16 protein-coding genes are annotated in these 16,983 nt (G+C 65.0%); 8 read left to right on the top strand and 8 right to left on the bottom strand.

Translation table 11 applies throughout. The annotated features are described in order from the left end of the window. Window positions 1–616 precede the first annotated feature (616 nt). Together ABWP09_RS04280 and ABWP09_RS04275 are read left to right on the top strand one after the other, a co-directional pair. Window positions 617–805 carry a hypothetical protein gene (locus ABWP09_RS04280; RefSeq protein ID WP_353203925.1) on the top strand — a complete coding sequence of 63 codons (189 nt, stop codon included), beginning with the start codon at window positions 617–619 and terminating at the stop codon, window positions 803–805. 68 nt (window positions 806–873) lie between these two features. Further along, complete coding sequence (locus tag ABWP09_RS04275; protein WP_353203924.1) at window positions 874–1,575, top strand: NAD-dependent deacylase; 702 nt, start codon at window positions 874–876, stop codon at window positions 1,573–1,575. An 18-nt stretch (window positions 1,576–1,593) separates the two neighbouring features. Here the strand turns inward: ABWP09_RS04275 and ABWP09_RS04270 are convergent, their stop codons facing one another. The 5 genes from ABWP09_RS04270 to lepB all read right to left on the bottom strand — a co-directional run bounded on the left by ABWP09_RS04270 (window position 1,594) and on the right by lepB (window position 5,515). Continuing rightward, window positions 1,594–2,565, bottom strand: a complete 972-nt coding sequence (locus ABWP09_RS04270) for a carbon-nitrogen hydrolase family protein (protein ID WP_353203923.1) — start codon at window positions 2,563–2,565, stop codon at window positions 1,594–1,596. Window positions 2,566–2,599: 34 nt separating this feature from the next. After that, window positions 2,600–3,505 carry a GTPase Era gene (gene era, locus ABWP09_RS04265; RefSeq protein WP_353203922.1) on the bottom strand — a complete coding sequence of 302 codons (906 nt, stop codon included), beginning with the start codon at window positions 3,503–3,505 and terminating at the stop codon, window positions 2,600–2,602. After that, window positions 3,502–3,897 (bottom strand): GIY-YIG nuclease family protein, encoded by a 396-nt coding sequence (locus tag ABWP09_RS04260; RefSeq protein WP_353203921.1) that lies wholly within the window; start codon window positions 3,895–3,897, stop codon window positions 3,502–3,504. Before ABWP09_RS04260 ends, era begins: the two co-directional genes overlap by 4 nt. A 125-nt stretch (window positions 3,898–4,022) precedes the next feature. Next, window positions 4,023–4,730 carry a ribonuclease III gene (gene rnc, locus ABWP09_RS04255; protein ID WP_502959755.1) on the bottom strand — a complete coding sequence of 236 codons (708 nt, stop codon included), beginning with the start codon at window positions 4,728–4,730 and terminating at the stop codon, window positions 4,023–4,025. Beyond that, a complete protein-coding gene (gene lepB / locus ABWP09_RS04250) occupies window positions 4,685–5,515 on the bottom strand; it encodes a signal peptidase I (protein WP_353203919.1) in 831 nt (276 codons plus the stop codon). Before lepB ends, rnc begins: the two co-directional genes overlap by 46 nt. 178 nt (window positions 5,516–5,693) lie before the next feature. On the opposite strand from lepB, the gene pgi reads away from it, so the two are divergent. From pgi to gorA, 4 genes are read left to right on the top strand one after another with little or no spacing between them, the layout of a single operon-like run. Further along, on the top strand, window positions 5,694–7,190 hold the full coding sequence (pgi, locus tag ABWP09_RS04245) for a glucose-6-phosphate isomerase (protein ID WP_353203918.1): 1,497 nt from the start codon (window positions 5,694–5,696) through the stop codon (window positions 7,188–7,190). Window positions 7,191–7,233: 43 nt separating this feature from the next. Beyond that, a complete protein-coding gene (locus ABWP09_RS04240; RefSeq protein ID WP_353203917.1) occupies window positions 7,234–7,446 on the top strand; it encodes a type II toxin-antitoxin system VapB family antitoxin in 213 nt (70 codons plus the stop codon). Continuing rightward, window positions 7,437–7,862 carry a type II toxin-antitoxin system VapC family toxin gene (vapC, locus tag ABWP09_RS04235; RefSeq protein WP_353203916.1) on the top strand — a complete coding sequence of 142 codons (426 nt, stop codon included), beginning with the start codon at window positions 7,437–7,439 and terminating at the stop codon, window positions 7,860–7,862. The genes ABWP09_RS04240 and vapC overlap by 10 nt, the downstream gene beginning before the upstream one ends. After that, window positions 7,859–9,205 (top strand): glutathione-disulfide reductase, encoded by a 1,347-nt coding sequence (gene gorA / locus ABWP09_RS04230; protein WP_353203915.1) that lies wholly within the window; start codon window positions 7,859–7,861, stop codon window positions 9,203–9,205. The genes vapC and gorA overlap by 4 nt, the downstream gene beginning before the upstream one ends. A gap of 45 nt (window positions 9,206–9,250) precedes the next feature. Here gorA and ABWP09_RS04225 read toward each other — a convergent pair whose 3' ends face one another. The 3 genes from ABWP09_RS04225 to acs form a co-directional block, all read right to left on the bottom strand. Continuing rightward, on the bottom strand, window positions 9,251–10,084 hold the full coding sequence (locus ABWP09_RS04225; RefSeq protein ID WP_353203914.1) for a TauD/TfdA dioxygenase family protein: 834 nt from the start codon (window positions 10,082–10,084) through the stop codon (window positions 9,251–9,253). Window positions 10,085–10,134: 50 nt separating this feature from the next. After that, complete coding sequence (locus tag ABWP09_RS04220) at window positions 10,135–12,180, bottom strand: M13 family metallopeptidase (protein ID WP_353203913.1); 2,046 nt, start codon at window positions 12,178–12,180, stop codon at window positions 10,135–10,137. Between the two features lie 98 nt (window positions 12,181–12,278). Continuing rightward, entirely contained in the window at window positions 12,279–14,216 is a 1,938-nt protein-coding gene (acs, locus tag ABWP09_RS04215) for an acetate--CoA ligase (RefSeq protein ID WP_353203912.1), read from the bottom strand. 112 nt (window positions 14,217–14,328) lie between these two features. Here acs and ABWP09_RS04210 point away from each other — a divergent pair, with 112 nt between their 5' ends. Further along, window positions 14,329–15,345 (top strand): NAD-dependent epimerase/dehydratase family protein, encoded by a 1,017-nt coding sequence (locus ABWP09_RS04210; RefSeq protein ID WP_353203911.1) that lies wholly within the window; start codon window positions 14,329–14,331, stop codon window positions 15,343–15,345. 74 nt (window positions 15,346–15,419) lie between these two features. Continuing rightward, window positions 15,420–16,946, top strand: a complete 1,527-nt coding sequence (locus ABWP09_RS04205; RefSeq protein ID WP_353203910.1) for an acyl-CoA carboxylase subunit beta — start codon at window positions 15,420–15,422, stop codon at window positions 16,944–16,946. Window positions 16,947–16,983 lie beyond the last annotated feature (37 nt).

Genomic DNA, 16,983 nt, shown 5'->3' with positions numbered 1-16,983 from the left:
TCGCGCCGAGATCGGGCACGGCGGCGGCGAGCGCCTGCCCCATCCGCCCCGCACTCCCGATAATGCCGATCGCGGTCATCTTTGCTCTCCCGAATCCTGTCCGGCGGCTCTACCGGGTCGGCGCGCGAGATGCCATGCGCGAGATGCGCAAGCTCGGTCGGAAGGGCACGCGAACAGCACGTGAACTGCATCCTGACGCCGTCGCGCGAGCGACGATCCGGGGGAATGAACGACAACAGGGTCAAAGCGTGCGAGCACCGTGTGACAGCGCTCGACCCTGTCGGACATAGGGACACGCTCCGTTCGCCGCCCGACCATCGTCGAGGCAGCCAGCACGCGGTATCGTCCCGCCCGTAACTGCGTGATCGCCCCACGGTGGAGCTCGGCATGTTCCACCGTACGGCTGCTCGGCGCACTGCGGTCCGGCGCGAAAGCGACGGCACGTGTCAGGCTCGACAACGAACGGCGTCAAGCATCGCGTAGCGTCCAGTTTTCGCAGATATATCAGCGGATCACGCGGCGTGGTGTCCTCATCAATTCGGTGGACGTGACCAAAGTTTAAAACATTCGTTAACGGTGTTAGCCGCAAGCCTTTTCGCAATTGCGGAGGGCGTGGATGTTTGGATTATTGCAAAGCGTTTTTGCTAAGCGCGAACTCTTCATGACCGATGGTGCGTCTGGTCAGGTGGAACGCATTCGCGAGATGATGGTCTTCCTCCGGGAAGAATATCCAGGCGGCTGGGAAGATACGGGACCCCAGCGGCAGAGGGAAGCCGCGCGTTCTCCGCACAACCTCGCGCAGTGATCCTCGAACGGCGAACGGCCGGTTAACACCCGCTTTCAGACATGCCGCGAACCGCCTATCCCTGTGCCATGCGAAATTTCCAAAACATCGTCATCCTCACCGGCGCCGGGATCTCCGCGGAAAGCGGCATCGCCACCTTTCGCGGGCCGGGCGGGTTGTGGGAGGGGCACCGCGTCGAGGATGTCTGCACGCCCGCGGCGCTCGCCGATGATCCGGTGCTGGTGCATCGCTTCTACGATGCGCGGCGCGCGGCGCTCACCACGGTGCAGCCCAATGCGGCGCATGTCGCGCTGGCGCGGCTCGATGCGGCGTGGCCGGGTGGCCTGCTGATCGTGACGCAGAATGTCGATGATCTGCACGAGCGTGCCGGGGCGGAGCGCTTGCTCCACATGCATGGCGAATTGCGATCGGCGCTGTGCGCGGCGTGTGGGACGCACGCGCCGTGGAGCGGGGACATGCCGCCGGGGTCGGTTTGCGCTGCGTGCGGCGCGGCGGCGCTGCGGCCTGACATCGTGTTCTTCGGCGAGATGCCGTATGCGATGGACGTGATCGAACGCGCGCTCGGCGCGGCCGATCTGTTCGTGTCGATCGGGACGTCGGGCGCGGTTTATCCCGCCGCCGGCTTCGTGCAGGGCGCGCGCCATGCCGGGGCACAAACGTTGGAGCTCAACCTCGAACGATCGGCGGGAAGCGGCTATTTCCACGAGACCCGGCTCGGCGCGGCGGGGGTGCTGGTCCCGGCGTGGGTCGAGGAAATGCTCGGGACGTGAAGCCGCTCAGCGCTAGGATCAGGCGGTAAAGCCGTCCTCCGCATCGGCCACGCCCAGTTTCGCGCGGCGGTCGACACGGAGCTCGAACACGTCGGGGCGGGCATAATGCCCATCGCTGTCGAGCGACGTCAGGCCGCGACCGATCGCCGTCAAATCCAAATCGGCGATCAGCAAATCGGCGTCGGCGCCGGTCTCCGCGAGGATCGTGCCGTCGGGCGCGATGATGCAGCTGCCGCCGCTCTGAAGCTGACGGTCGGGCAGACCGAGCAGCAGGTCGCGCGCATCGGCATCGCCGCCGACGCGGTCGAGCCCGTCGAGCAGATCGGCGCGGTGCTGGATCGTGCCCGCCGCGAGCACGAAACAGCGTCCCTCAAAGGCATAATGCTGCGACGCGATGCGGTACATCGGGCGGACTGTCGGCCAGGCCGAGACGTGGACCGCTTCGCCTGCGTGATGCATCGCGGCGCGCGCGAGCGGCATCCAATGCTCCCAGCAGATCAGCGACCCGATCGCACCCCATGCGGCGGTGTGGACGCCAAGCGTCGCGCCGTCGCCGCGCCCCCAGATCATCCGCTCGCCATGCGTCGGCACGAGCTTGCGGTGGAGCAAGGGCGGCTGGTTCGGCCGGAACAGATATTGCGTGTTGGTCAGGCTCGAGCGGACGCGCTCATGCGCTCCGACCGAAACGAGGATGTTGGCCTCGTCGACGAGTTGCTGCAGCGGTTCGAGCCGCGGGTCGTTCGGGCGCAGCGCTTGATCGAGCAGGATGGCGTGGAGCGCCTGCGTGCCGCGATGATCCCAGATCGCGGCATTGGGGGCCTCATCGAGCCACAGCGGATAGCCGCCCAGAAACGACTCGCCAAAGGCGACCAGCTCGGCCCCGATATCGGCCGCATCGGCGACATGGTCGAGCAAGGCGGTGATCCCGTCGCCGATCGCCAGCGGGATCGGTGCGGCCTGAATCAGCGCGGCTTTCACGGTCTTGCTCACTCGATTTCCCCCCGAACCCGAACGGGGTTCGGACTCACTCTACCCAGTCGAGGCCCATTTCGCGATAGACGTCGCGCTCGTCATCCCAGCCCGGCCTTACCTTTACGTGAAGATAGAGGTGCACCGGGCGGCCCATGATGCTGCTCAGTTCGGCACGCGCGCGCGCGCCGATTTCCTTGATCCGCGCGCCGCCCTTGCCGAGCACGATCGCGCGTTGCGTCGGGCGTTCGACCAGGATTTGCTGATGGATTTCGACCGAGCCGTCGGCGCGTTCAAGATATTGTTCGGTCTCGATTGCCGAGGCGTAGGGCAGTTCGGCGTGGAGCTGGAGATAGAGCTGCTCGCGCGTGACTTCCGAGGCAAGGCTGCGCTCGGTCGCGTCGGAGACCTGATCCTCGGGGAAATGCCACGGCCCCTCGGGCATCCGCGCGGCGAGGTGCGCTTTCAGTTCGGGCAAGCCATCGCCGGTCGATGCGCTGACGAAGAAGACTTCGTCGAACTGGACCATGCCGGTCAATTTCTCGGCGTGAAGCAACAGCTTGCCCTTGTCGGCAAGATCGACCTTGTTGAGGATGAGATATTTGGGCTCGCGCCGATCCTTGATCGCCGCGGCAATGTCGGTGACTTTGCTGCCGAGCCCGCCTTTGGCATCGACCACCAGCGCCAGCACATCGGCCCCCTCGGCCCCGCCCCACGCCGCCTGCACCATCGCGCGGTCGAGCCGGCGCTTGGGTTCAAAGATACCGGGGGTATCGACCAGCAGCAGCTGCGTATCGCCCTCGATCGCGACGCCCATCAGCCGCACGCGCGTGGTCTGCGCCTTGGGGCTGACGATCGCGACCTTCTGCCCGACGAGCGCGTTGACGAGCGTCGATTTGCCCGCATTGGGCGCGCCGAGGACCGCGACGAGGCCGCAGCGTTGGGGGGTGGGTTCGGTCATACGTAGTCCTTGGGCGGTGCAGGCCCTTCGACAGGCTCAGGGCGAACGGAGGGGGTGCGCGTGCTGTCCTCCAAACCCGTTCGCCCTGAGCCTGTCGAAGGGCTCGTCTGATCTTGGCGATTGCGTGCCAGTACGGAAAGCCGGTCCCAATCGCCAGCGATCAGTGCGTCCTTCTTGGCGCGGCTCCAGCCTTTGATGCGGCGTTCGGCTTCGAGCGCTTCGATTCGTGAGGGGAAGTCCTGGCTCCAGACGAGGACAACGGGGCGGCGCTTGTGGGTGTAGCCCGGTATCTGGCCGGTCTGGTGTTGGCCGATGCGCTGTTCGAGATTATCGGTATGGCCGACATAATAGCGACCGTCAGAACAGCGCAGGATGTACGTCCAGAATGCCATTTCGACCCTCCGGTTTGTGGCACGGTGCCCTTCGACAAGCTCAGGGCGAACGGGAACGGAGGCGGGTCCTCACCCCAAATCCGTTCGCCCTGAGCCTGTCGAAGGGCTGGTTCAAAGTGCCGCGCTCACCGCAACTTCCCCAGCAACGCCGTCGCCGCCGCGGTCTCGGCTTCCTGCTTGGAACTCCCCTCGGCTTCGGCCTCGGCAAAGGTACCGATCGCGGCCTTGACCCGGAACCTCGGCGCGTGGTGCGGGCCGGAGCGTTCGACCACGTCATAAGCGGGCGCCTTGCGGTTGTGCGCGGCGGCCCATTCCTGCAACGCGCTCTTGGGATGTTGCGGCGCCGACAGGACGCGGCTGGCGCGGTCGCCCCAGGCGGTACGGATCGCGCGGGCAGCACCGTCGAGGCCGGTTTCCAGATAGAGCGCGCCGATCAGCGCCTCCATCACGTCGCCCAGCACATTGTCCGAATCCGCCGCGCCATCGTCGCGCGCTTGCTTGCCGAGGCGGAGATGCGCGGCGACGCCAAGCCCGCGCGCGACATCGGCGCAGACCGCGCCGGTCACCAGCGCGTTGAGCCGCTTCGACAATGCGCCTTCGGGTTCGCCGGGGAAGAGCTCGAACAGCCACTGCGCCATGACGAGGCCGAGGACGCGGTCGCCCAGAAATTCGAGCCGTTCGTAATTCGCCGCCGCCTGGCTGCCATGCGTCAGCGCGCGCTCATAGGGCACGAGATCGGCGGGCCGATGCCCGAGCGTCGCGGTCAGCCAGTCGCGCAAGGGCTCGCTCAAAATCCCTCCCCGATGCGGCTCCAGCGCGCCGCCGAGAACCATGTCCACGGCAGGAACCAATTGGCCGAGCCATCGGTCGAGAAAAACGACACCATCGCGCGGCCCTCGATCCGCTCCATCGGGACATAGCCCATGCCCTGCGGCGGATCGAACCGGCTGTCACCGCTATCGTCGCGGTTATCGCCCATCACAAAGACGTTGCCGACCGGCACCATATACACGCCGGTCTCATCGGCATTGGGCTGTTCGCCACGGTCGAGCACGGCGTAGCTCCTGCCGCCCGGCAAAGTCTCGCGGAATTGCTGGTAGCGGCAGACGGGCTTGCCGTCGGCGCTGTCCTCGAACTCGCTTGGGCATTCGCTGCCGCCGGGATAATTGGGGCTGAGCGGGATGAGGAAATCGGCGATCCGCTGCTTGGGGATGGCGGTGCCGTTGAGGATCACCTGCCCGCCCCGCATCTGGATCGTATCGCCGGGCAGCCCGATCACGCGTTTGATCACGTCATGATCATTGCCCTCCGGCCCGCGAAACACCACGACATCGCCACGCGCCGGATCGCGCCCGAGGATGCGACCGGGGAGCAGCGGCACGCCCCATGGCAGCGACCAGCGCGAATAGCCGTAATTCCATTTCGACACGAACAGATAGTCGCCGATGTAGAGGCGGGGCAGCATCGATTGCGACGGAATGCTGAAGGGCGCCACGATAAAGCTGCGCAGTACGAACACGATCAGCGCGAGCTTCAGGAAGAAGGTGAGCGTCTCGCGCGTTTCGGACCGCGGCGGTTTCGCGCGCTTGATCGAGATCGTTGTGTCGGTGTCGGCCATTCGCGCGGTTTGGTGCGGCACTGGCCCCTCGTCAAGCTGGTGGTTGTAATGGCACGCCGCTAGGGCGATCTGTGTCTGCTGTTCCGCTGCGAACGCAGGAGTCCAGAGTCGCGGGCATTGTGTTCCGTTACGCTGGATCCCAGCTTTCGCAGGGGAACCGAGTTTCGAAGAGGTGACTATGACCAAGGCCGACTGGACCACGATCGAGGCGCTGCCCTCGCCCCGTCTCGAAACGCTGTTCGCCGAGGATGCGGCGCGGCTGGCGAGCTTCAGCGTCGATGTCGCGGGGCTGCATTTCGACTGGTCGAAGACGCATTTGACCGCCGACGCGGTTGCCGCCTTCACTGCGCTTGCCAAGGCGCAGGATTTGCACGGCAAGCGCGAGGCGCTGTTCGCGGGTGAGATCGTCAACACCAGCGAGGGCCGCGCCGTCACCCATGTCGCCGAGCGCGGCGAGGGTAGCACAGACGATGTCGCGAGGGCGCGCGTGCTGCACGCGCGGATGCGCGCGCTGATCGACGCGATCGAGGCCGGGGCGCTTGGCGAAATCCGCCACGTATTGCATGTCGGGATCGGTGGCTCCGCGCTCGGGCCGAATCTGCTGATCGATGCGCTGGGCCGCGAGGACAGCCGCTACGAAGTGGCGATCGTCTCGAACATCGACGGCGCGGCGCTGGAGGAAGTGTTCGCCAAGTTCGATCCGACCGCAACGCTGCTGGTGATCGCCTCCAAAACCTTCACCACCAAGGAAACGCTGACCAACGCCGATTCGGTGCTGCAATGGATGGGCGAGCACGGCGTCGAGGACGCTTATGGCCGCGTCGTCGCGCTGACCGCAGACCCCGACAAAGCGGTCGAATGGGGCGTCGACGAAACGCGCGTGCTGCCCTTCGCCGAGAGCGTCGGCGGGCGCTATTCGCTCTGGTCGTCGATCGGCTTTCCGGCGGCACTCGCGCTCGGTTGGGACACGTTCGAAGAACTGCTCGACGGCGCGGGCGAAATGGACCGGCATTTCCGCCAGACCTCGCTCAGCCAGAATGCGCCGGTGCTCGCGGCGTTCGCCGACCTCTATTACACGCAAGTCCGTTCGTGCGAGACGCGCGCGACCTTCGCCTATGACGAGCGGCTGCGCTTGCTGCCCTCCTATCTCCAGCAGCTCGAAATGGAATCGAACGGCAAGGGGGCGACGATCGACGGCGAGGCGGTCGGGCGGCCGACCGCGGCGATCACCTGGGGCGGGGTCGGCACCGACGCGCAACATGCCGTGTTCCAGTTGCTCCACCAAGGCACGCACCTCGTGCCGGTCGAGTTCGTCGCGGTGATCGAACCCGGCGATACGCTGTCGGAGGAGCATCATCGGCAATTGCTGCTCAACGCCTTTGCGCAAGGCGCGGCGCTGATGAAGGGGCGTCCGAACGACGATCTCGCGCGGAGCTATGCGGGCGACCGTCCGTCCGCGACGATCCTGCTCGAGGAGCTCGATGCGCGCACGCTCGGCGCGCTGATCGCCTTCTACGAACAGCGCGTGTTCGTGAATGGTGTGCTGCTCGGCATCAACTCGTTCGATCAGTTCGGGGTCGAATTGGGCAAGGAAATGGCCAAGGCAGCGGATGCCGGCGGGCAGGACTTCGACGTATCGACGACGGATTTGATCGCGCGGGCCGGGTTGGCGTGAGCGCGCTGCTCGCTTATGTGTAAACGGCCTTGGAGTTACGCACATGCGGACGAATATCGAAATTGATGACACGTTGATGGCCGAAGCGATGGAAGCGCTCGGAACTGCGACCAAGCGCGAGACGGTCGAGGAGTCGCTTCGTCAAGCGGTCCGAGCGAGAGCACAATTGAAGGCGCTCGACGCATCGCGAGGCATTGGCTGGGACGGCGATCTGAACGAAATGCGGACCGACAAGCCCCTCCCCGAATGGGGCTGATCGTTGTCGATAGCAGCGTCTGGATCGACTGGTTTGCCGATAAGCAGACGATCCAGACCACCGCGTTGCGTCGCTTCACCGCAGAAAAACATATCGTGCTTGTGGGCGATCTCATCCTGACGGAGGTTTTGCAGGGTGCGCGGTCTGACCGATATTTCCGAGAGGCGGTTGCGCGGCTATCGGTGTTCGAGCAGTTAGCAATCGTCGACCGGCGAGTCGCCATCGCGGCCGCGCAAAACTATCGCATGTTCCGCGCGCGCGGGGTTGCCATTCGCAAGACGATCGACACCCTGATTGCGACGCGCTGCATTCTCGATCGGATCCCGTTGCTTTACGGCGACCGGGACTTCGACCCTTTCGTCAAGCATCTCGGCCTCATTCCGGCGCTCGACGCCGTTTCCGGAGCTACCCAATGACCTACGACTACGACCTTTTCGTCATCGGTGCCGGTTCCGGCGGCACGCGCGCGTCGCGCGTTGCGGCGGCGCATGGCGCGAAAGTGGCGGTGGCGGAGGAATATCGCGTCGGCGGGACGTGCGTCATTCGCGGCTGCGTGCCCAAGAAGCTGCTCGTCTATGGCGCGCATTTTGCCGAGGATCTGAAGGACGCCAAGCGTTTCGGCTGGGATGTGCCCGACGATTGCGGCTTCGACTGGAAGCGGTTGCGCGACAATGTGATGGAAGAGGTCGACCGGATCAACGCCGCCTATACCGACACGCTGACCAATAATGGCGTCGAGATCATGCTCGATCGTGCGACGGTCACCGGGCCGCACAGCCTGACGCTGGGCAGCGGGCGCGAAGTCACCGCGAAATATATTTTGATCGCGACTGGCGCGGCGCCGGTGGTTCCGGAATGTCCGGGGCACGAACATGGCATCACGTCGAACGAAGTGTTCGATCTCGACGCGGTGCCCAAGCGCATCCTGATCGCGGGCGCGGGTTATATCGCCAATGAATTTGCCGGGATCTTCAACGAATTCGGCGCGAAGGTGACGCTGATCAACCGCAGCGACGTGATCCTGCGCGGCTATGACGAGCAAATCCGCGACCGGCTGCTGCAGATCTCGATGATGAAGGGGCTCGATTTCCGCTTCAACGCGAAGTTTCAGGGGATCGAGCAGCAGCCCGACGGCTGTCTCCGCGTGTCGATGACCAATCATGAGCCGATCGACGTCGATTGCGTGCTGTTCGCGACCGGGCGCGCGCCCAACACCGCGGGGCTGGGGCTGGCGAGCGCCGGGGTCGAACTCGACGAAGCAGGCGCGGTCGTGGTCGACGCCGATAACGCATCGACCTGCGACAGCATCTATGCCGTCGGCGACGTGACCAACCGCGTGCAACTGACCCCGGTCGCGATCCGCGAGGGGCAGGCGTTCGCCGACACGATCTTCGGCGGCAAGCCGCACCGGGTGGATTACGAGAACATCCCGAGCGCGGTGTTCAGCCATCCGCCCTTGGCCGGCGTCGGCCTGACCGAGGCGCAGGCCAAGAACAGGTTCGGATCGGTCAAGGTCTACACCTCCGACTTCCGCCCGATGAAGAACGTGCTGGCGGGCCGCAACGAACGCGCTTTGTACAAGATGGTGTGCCATGCGGAGTCTGGCGTGGTGCTGGGGCTGCACATGATCGGGCCGGACGCGCCGGAGATTTTGCAGGCGGCAGCGGTCGCGGTGAAAGCGGGCCTTACCAAGGACGCGTTCGACCAGACGGTGGCGCTGCATCCGTCGATGGCGGAGGAGTTGGTGTTGCTGCGGTAGGCTCTCGAAAATCCTCCCCCTGGCGGGGGAGGATTGGGTTTTACCCTATTCCAACGCCACCCCCGAAATCGTGATTCGGTGCATCAGCCGCCGGTGCCCCTGATAATCGTTCGCCGCGAAGTGCCAGGTCGAGCGATTGTCCCACACCGCGACCGAACCCTCACGCCATTGCAACCGGCACTGGAATTCCTCGCGCATCGCGACCGAATACAAATATTGCAGCAGCGGCTGGCTTTCCTCGCGCGTCCAGCCTTCGAAGTGGAGCGTGAAGGCGGGGTTGACATAGAGCAGCTTGCGCCCCGTCACGGGGTGGCGGATCACTGCGGGGTGGACGGCGTTGGCGCTGATGTCATGGCCCTTCAGGTCGGCGGCCTGGTCGGTCTTGGCGTAGATGCCGTCATGGCCGTAAATGTGATCGGCGCTGTGCACCGCGCGTAAGCCGCCAAGCGTCGTCTTCAGCCCGTCCGACAGCGCATCGTACGCCGCCCCCATGCTGGCGAACAGCGTGTCGCCACCCACCGGCGGCAGCTCGCGCGCAACGAGGATCGATCCCATCGCCGGCACCGCATCATAGCTATGATCAGTGTGCCAGCCGCCGCCGATGTTGACGAATTGCGTCTCGGCTTTGCGGACCTCGGCGATTTCGGGATAGCCGCCATTGGCGGGGAAGTAATTGTTGACGTCGATCGCGCCCCAGCGCCGCGCGAAGGCGATGTGATCCTCGGGGCTCAGCTGCTGGTCGCGCAGCAGGACCACGCCGGTGTCGGCGAGTGCTTGCCGGATCGCCGCGAAATCCTCATCGCCGATCGCGCGCACGTCGATTCCGGTGACTTCCGATCCGCACTGCGCGGCCAGTGGCTTGATCTGCATTTCGCCCATGCTGCCTCTCCTGATTTTATGGAGCGCAGCATGGGCGAAGCGCGCGTGTTTTACCAGATGTGGACGCGCTTCTCGGGTGCGAGGTACAATTTGTCGCCGGGCTTCACGTTGAACGCGGTGTACCAGGCATCGACGTTCCGCACGATGCCATTGACGCGGTAATAAGGCGGGCTGTGCGGATCGGTCAGCAGCCGCGCACGCGCCGCGCCTTCGCGGATCTTCGATTGCCAGGCTTGCGCGAAGGCCAGGAAGAAGCGTTGATCGCCGGTCAGCCCGGCGATGACCGGGGCCTTGCCATGCTTCGCCTGATAGCGGTGATACGCGGCATAGGTCATTTCGAGCCCGCCGAGATCGCCGATATTCTCGCCCATCGTCAGCTTGCCGTTGATCTTGGTGCCGGGAATCGGTTCGTAGCTGTCATATTGCGCGCCGAGCACCGCGGTGCGCGCGGTGAACGCCTTTTTCGATTCGGGCGTCCACCAATTGGCGATCTTGCCGCTGCCGTCGAACAGGCTGCCCTGATCGTCAAAGCCGTGGCCGATCTCATGCCCGATGATCGCACCGATCGCGCCGTAATTGACCGCCGGATCGGCCTTCGCATCGAAATAGGGCGGCTGCAGGATCGCCGCCGGGAAGGTGATCTGGTTCATCAGCGGGTTGTAATAGGCGTTCACCGTCTGCGGGGTCATTTCCCACAAGGAGCGGTCGACCGGTTTGACCAAACGCTGCAATTCGAGCGCGTGCTGGAATTCGCCGGCGCGCACGGCATTGCCGATCAGATCGCCCCGCTCGACCTTCAGCGAAGCATAATCGATATATTTTACCGGATGCGCTATGCGCGGCTCGAACGCGTCGAGCTTGGCGATGGCGGCGGCCTTGGTCTTGGCGTCCATCCAGCTGTTGCTCTTCAGCCGCTCGGCGAGCGCGCCGCGCAGATCGGCGATCAGCTCACCCATCTTGGCTTCGCTTTCCGGCGGGAAGTGGCGCGCGACATAGATCTGCCCGACCGCCTCGCCCAGCGCACCGTTAACGAGCGCGACGCCACGCTTCCAGCGCGCACGCTGCGACGGCTGATCGTTGAGCGTCTTGCCGTAAAAGGCAAAGCTCGCGTCATCGAAACGCTTGGGCAGGAATTGCGCGTGATCGCTGACGAAGCGGAACGCCACCCAGTCCTTCCATGTCGCCAGCGGCACGCTGTCGAGCATCTTGCCGTTGGCGGTGAGCGCGGTGCTGGTCGCCATGATGACGGTCGGGATGCTGTCGAGCCCGGCGGTCTTGAGCATCAGATCCCAGTCGAATTCGGGCGCGAGCTTCTTCATGCCGGCGCGGTCCATCGGCTTGAACATTTCCATCAGATTGCGCTGGCGCTCGGGGCTCCATTGCTCCTTGGCCATCGCGGTCTCTAACGCGATGATCGCATCGGCCTTGGTCGCGGCATCGGGGATGCCGGCCAGCGTCTGCATCTGGATGACATAGTCGCGGTAAGCCTTGCGGAAAGCGTCATACTTCGCGCCTTCGAGCAAATAATAATCGCGTCCGCCCATGCCGAGCCCGCCTTGCGAGGCAGCGGCGACATAGCGCGTCGGGTCGGCCGGATTAGGCAATTGGCCGAGCTCGACCGGGGAAGCATAGCCGACGCTGGCGAACAGGATCTGCAGCGCGGCCTTGTCGTTCACCGCGGCGATCTTGGCGAGATAGGGTTGCAGCGGCGCCGCGCCGCGCGCTTCGATCGCGGCTTCGTCCATCCAGCTGGCATAGAGATCGCCGATTTGCTGGCCCGATGCGCCATACGCCTTGGGATTGGCGGCAAGATCGGCGACGATCGCACGGACTTGCTGCTCGGCCTCGTCGGTCAGCACCACGCCGTACCCGGCCGAGGTGCGATCGGGCGCGATTTGCGTGCGCTTGTCCCAATTACCATTGGCATAGGTCCAGAAATCGTCGCCGGGCTTCAGCGTGCGCTGCTGCGCGGTGAGATCGATCCCGAACGTGCCGTAGCGCGGGCCAGCCTTGGGCGTGACCTTGGCGATTCCGGGGACGGTCATGGCGGCGATGGCAACCGCGGCAGTGAGACGGACGAACGTGGAACGACGCATTTCGAAACCCCCTTAAGGTGTGTTGCCGTGCTATAGCGCCGAGTCGGAAGCGCTACAAGAGGCCTGTCAGGGTCGCGCGACATTTATTCAGGGTCGGCTTACGCCACCCGGTTTGCGACCAGATCGTCGACCACCGCCGGATCGGCGAGGGTTGAGGTGTCGCCCAGACTCGATACGTCGCCCTCGGCGATCTTGCGCAGGATCCGGCGCATGATCTTGCCGCTGCGCGTCTTGGGCAGGCCGGGGGCGAATTGGAGCTTGTCAGGGGCGGCGATCGGGCCGATTTCCGTGCGCACCCACACGATCAATTCGCGGTGCAGATCGGGATGCGGATCGACCCCGGCGTTGAGCGTGACATAGGCGTAAATGCCCTGGCCCTTAATATCGTGCGGCATGCCGACGACGGCGGCCTCGGCGACATGCGGGTGCAGCACCAGCGCCGATTCCACCTCGGCCGTGCCCATGCGGTGGCCGCTGACGTTGATCACGTCGTCGACGCGGCCGGTGATCCACCAATAGCCGTCGGCATCACGCCGCGCGCCGTCGCCCGTCGTATAATTGCCGGGATAGGTGGTGAAATAGGTTTCAAAGAAGCGATCACGGTCGCCCCACACGCCGCGCATCTGCCCCGGCCAGCTGCGCGCGATGACCAGATTGCCTTCTGCGGGACCGGTCAGCACCCGGCCCTCGGCATCGACGAGTTGCGGGTCGACGCCGGGCATCGGCTTGGTCGCGCTGCCCGGTTTCAAGGCGGTCGCGCCCGGCATTGGCGCAATCATCGCGCCGCCGGTCTCGGTCTGCCACCAGGTATCGATGATCGGGCAGCGGCGTTCCCCCACCACATCATGATACCAGCGCCATGCTTCGGGATTGATCGGTTCGCCGACCGTGCCGAGCAGTTTCAGCGAGCTGCGATCGGTCTTCGCGACGAAATCATCGCCATCCTTCATTAGCGCGCGCAAAGCGGTCGGGGCGGTGAAGATCGTATGGACCTTATGCCGATCGACCACTTGCCAGATGCGGCTGGCGTCGGGCCAATTGGGCAGGCCTTCATACATCAGCGTCGTCGCGCCATTGGCGAGCGGGCCATAAAGAATATAGGTGTGCCCGGTTACCCAGCCGATATCAGCGGCGCACCACCACACCGTGCCGGGGCGATAATCGAAGGCGAGCTCGTGCGTCAGGCTCGCCCACAGCAAATAGCCGCCACTGGTGTGCATCACGCCCTTGGGCTTGCCGGTCGATCCGCTGGTGTAGAGAATGAACAGCGGATCCTCCGCCCCCATCGGCTCGGGCGGGCAAGTGGCGGATACGTTTTCGGCCGCCTTGTGATACCACAGGTCGCGCGGGTGCATTGTCACCGCGCCGCCGGTCGCGCGGACGACGATGACGGTCTTGAGGCCCGGTGCGGTCGCGGCGGCGGCATCGACATTGGCCTTGAGCGGCACGCGTTTTCCACCGCGGCGCCCCTCATCGGCGGTAATAACAATGGTCGATCCGCAATCCTCGATCCGTCCGGCAAGCGCCTCGGGCGAGAAGCCGCCAAACACGACCGAATGGATCGCCCCGATCCGCGCGCACGCCAGCACCGCGAACGCCGCCTCGGGGATCATCGGCAGATAGATGGTGACGCGGTCGCCCTTGGCGACGCCTTGCGCCTTCAGGACATTGGCGAATCGGCACACCTCGCCGTGCAGTTCACGGTAGGTGAAGCGGCGCGGCGCGTCGGCGGGGGCGTCGGGTTCCCAGATCAACGCGATCTCGTTTCCGCGCTTGGCCAGATGCCGGTCGAGGCAATTGGCCGAGACGTTCAATTTGCCGTCGGCGAACCAGTTGATGTGAAAGTCGGCCTTGTCGAACGACCAGTCGCCGGCAATCTCGGGCCGCTTGATCCAGTCGAGCCGCCGCGCCTGTTCGAGCCAGAAGCTGCCGGGATCGGCGATCGAGCGACCGTAGAGCGTCTCATACCCCGCCGCATCGTAGCGCGCTTGTGCGGCCCATTCGGGCGGGACGGGGTAGAGGTCCTGATCGGCCATACTGCACTCTCCTCGATACCTTGTGCCGGGGGTACGGGATTGAATGCAAGCACCACTTGGCGTGACTTAAGTTTCATTGTAAAACCCATCGCGGGCGATTGGGAGTCTTGCGATGACGGGTACGGTTCTGGTCACGGGCGGCAGCGGTTACATTGCCGGGTTCCTCATTCGTCAGCTGGTGGCCGAGGGCTGGCACGTCAACACGACGGTTCGCGCGCTGGCGCGCGAGGCGGAGATTCGGCGCGTGCTGGCCGTCGATGATTCGCGGCTCAGCTTCTTTACCGCCGATCTGCTCGACGATGCCGGCTGGGCGGAAGCGGTCGCGGGGTGCAGTCACGTCGCGCATGTCGCCTCGCCCTTTCCCGCCGCCGCGGTCAAGGACGCGCAGGAACTGATCCGCCCGGCGCGCGAGGGCGCGCTGCGCGCGTTGCGCTTCGCCCGCGACGCAAGGGTAAAACGCTTCGTGCTGACCTCGTCCGCGGCGGCGATTGCCTATGGCCATCGCGGCCGGACCACGCCCTATACCGAGGCCGACTGGACCGACGTCACCCACCCCGATTCCTATGCCTATGTCCAGTCGAAGACGATCGCCGAGCGCGCCGCGCGCGATTGGGTGGCGGCAGAGGGCGGCGCCATGGAATTTTGCAGCATCAACCCCACGCTGGTGGTCGGCCCGATCCTGAGCGCGGATTTCTCGACCTCGGTCGAGGCGATCCGCAAGATCGTCGCAGGCGCGCTGCCCGGCTGCCCCGATTTCGGTTTCGGCGTGGTCGATGTGCGCGACGTCGCCGATCTCCACGTCCGCGCGCTGAACGCCCCGAACATGGCGGGCGAGCGTTTCATCGCCTCCGGCCCGTTCCTCAAGATGGTCGAGATCGCCCGGCTGCTCAAGGCTCGGCTCGGCGCGGACGGCCGCAAGATCCCGACACGCACGCTGCCCAATTTCCTGGTGCAGATCTCCGCGCTGTTTGACCCGATGGTGCGCCAGGTGATCGGCGAGCTGGGCAAAACGCGCGAGATGGACGCAAGCCATGCGCGCAAAATGCTCGGCTGGGTACCGCGCCCGGCCGAGGAATCGCTGGTCGATACCGCGCGCAGCCTGATCGCGCTGGGGATCGTCCGACCGTAGCGGAAAGCGGGGGAGTTGCGTTCCGCGCCGAAACACGGAAAGGGACGCGCACAGTCCCCGCGGCAGGAGCGCCCATGTCCTCAACCATCGCCGAACTCGAACGCAAGCGCGCGGCCGCGCGCATTGGCGGTGGTGAGAAGCGCATCGCCGCGCAGCACGCCAAGGGCAAGTTGACCGCGCGCGAGCGGCTCGAGGTGCTGCTCGACGAAGGCTCGTTCGAGGAACTCGACATGTATGTCGAGCATAATTGCGTCGATTTCGGCATGGCCGAACAGAAGATTCCGGGCGACGGCGTCGTCACCGGATCGGGCACAATCAACGGCCGGCTGGTGTTCGTGTTCAGTCAGGATTTCACCGTGTTCGGCGGCTCGCTGTCCGAGGCGCACGCGCAGAAGATCTGCAAGATCATGGATATGGCGCTGAAGGTCGGCGCGCCGGTGATCGGGCTGAACGATTCGGGCGGCGCGCGCATCCAGGAGGGTGTCGCCAGCCTTGGCGGCTATGCCGAAGTCTTCCAGCGCAACGTTTTGGCAAGCGGTGTCGTGCCACAGATCAGCCTGATCATGGGGCCATGCGCGGGCGGGGCGGTGTATAGCCCCGCGATGACCGACTTCATCTTTATGGTGAAGGATTCCTCATATATGTTCGTCACCGGCCCGGATGTAGTGAAGACCGTTACCAACGAGATCGTCACGCAGGAGGAATTGGGCGGTGCGGTGACGCACACCACTAAGTCGGGGGTCGCTGATGTCGCCTTCGAGAATGATATCGAGGCGCTGCTCGCGGCCCGCGACTTCGTGGACTTCCTTCCGGCCTCGAACCGGGAAGCGCCGCCCGAGCGGCCGTCGTCCGATCCGTGGGACCGTTTGGAGGAGTCGCTCGATACGCTGGTGCCCGCGAGCGCCAACCAGCCGTATGACATGCACGAGCTGATCCGGAAGACCGTCGACGAGGGCGATTTCTTCGAGGTGCAGCCAACGCATGCCGGCAACATCCTGATCGGCTTCGGGCGGATCGAGGGGCGCACGGTCGGCTTCGTCGCCAATCAGCCGACGGTGCTCGCCGGGTGCCTCGACATCAACAGCTCGAAGAAAGCGGCGCGCTTCGTGCGCTTCTGCGATGCGTTCGATATCCCGATCGTCACCTTCGTCGATGTGCCAGGCTTCCTGCCGGGGACCGCGCAGGAGCTGAACGGCATCATCAAGCACGGCGCGAAGCTGCTCTTTGCTTATGCCGAGGCGACGGTCCCGAAGATCACCGTCATCACGCGCAAGGCCTATGGCGGTGCGTATGACGTGATGGCCTCGAAGCATCTGCGCGGCGATCTGAACTATGCCTGGCCGACCGCCGAAATCGCGGTGATGGGTGCAAAGGGCGCGGTCGAGATCATCTTCCGCGGTCGCTCCCCCGCCGAGATCGCCGAGCAGACCGCGCAGTACGAGGCGCGCTTCGCCAACCCGTTCGTCGCGGCGAGCAAGGGCTTCATCGACGAGGTGATCCAGCCGCACTCGACGCGGCGGCGGATTGCGCTGGGGTTACGGAAACTGCGCGGCAAGCAGCTGGAAAATCCGTGGAAGAAGCACGATAACATTCCGCTGTGATGCGGCCCGTCTTGCTCTTGCAGGGGCGCGCGCAAAC

Origin of the sequence: Sphingomonas sp. (assembly GCF_040398505.1) — a bacterium.
Taxonomy (GTDB): domain Bacteria; phylum Pseudomonadota; class Alphaproteobacteria; order Sphingomonadales; family Sphingomonadaceae; genus Sphingomonas.
This window is presented reverse-complemented; position numbering and strand designations above follow the sequence as displayed.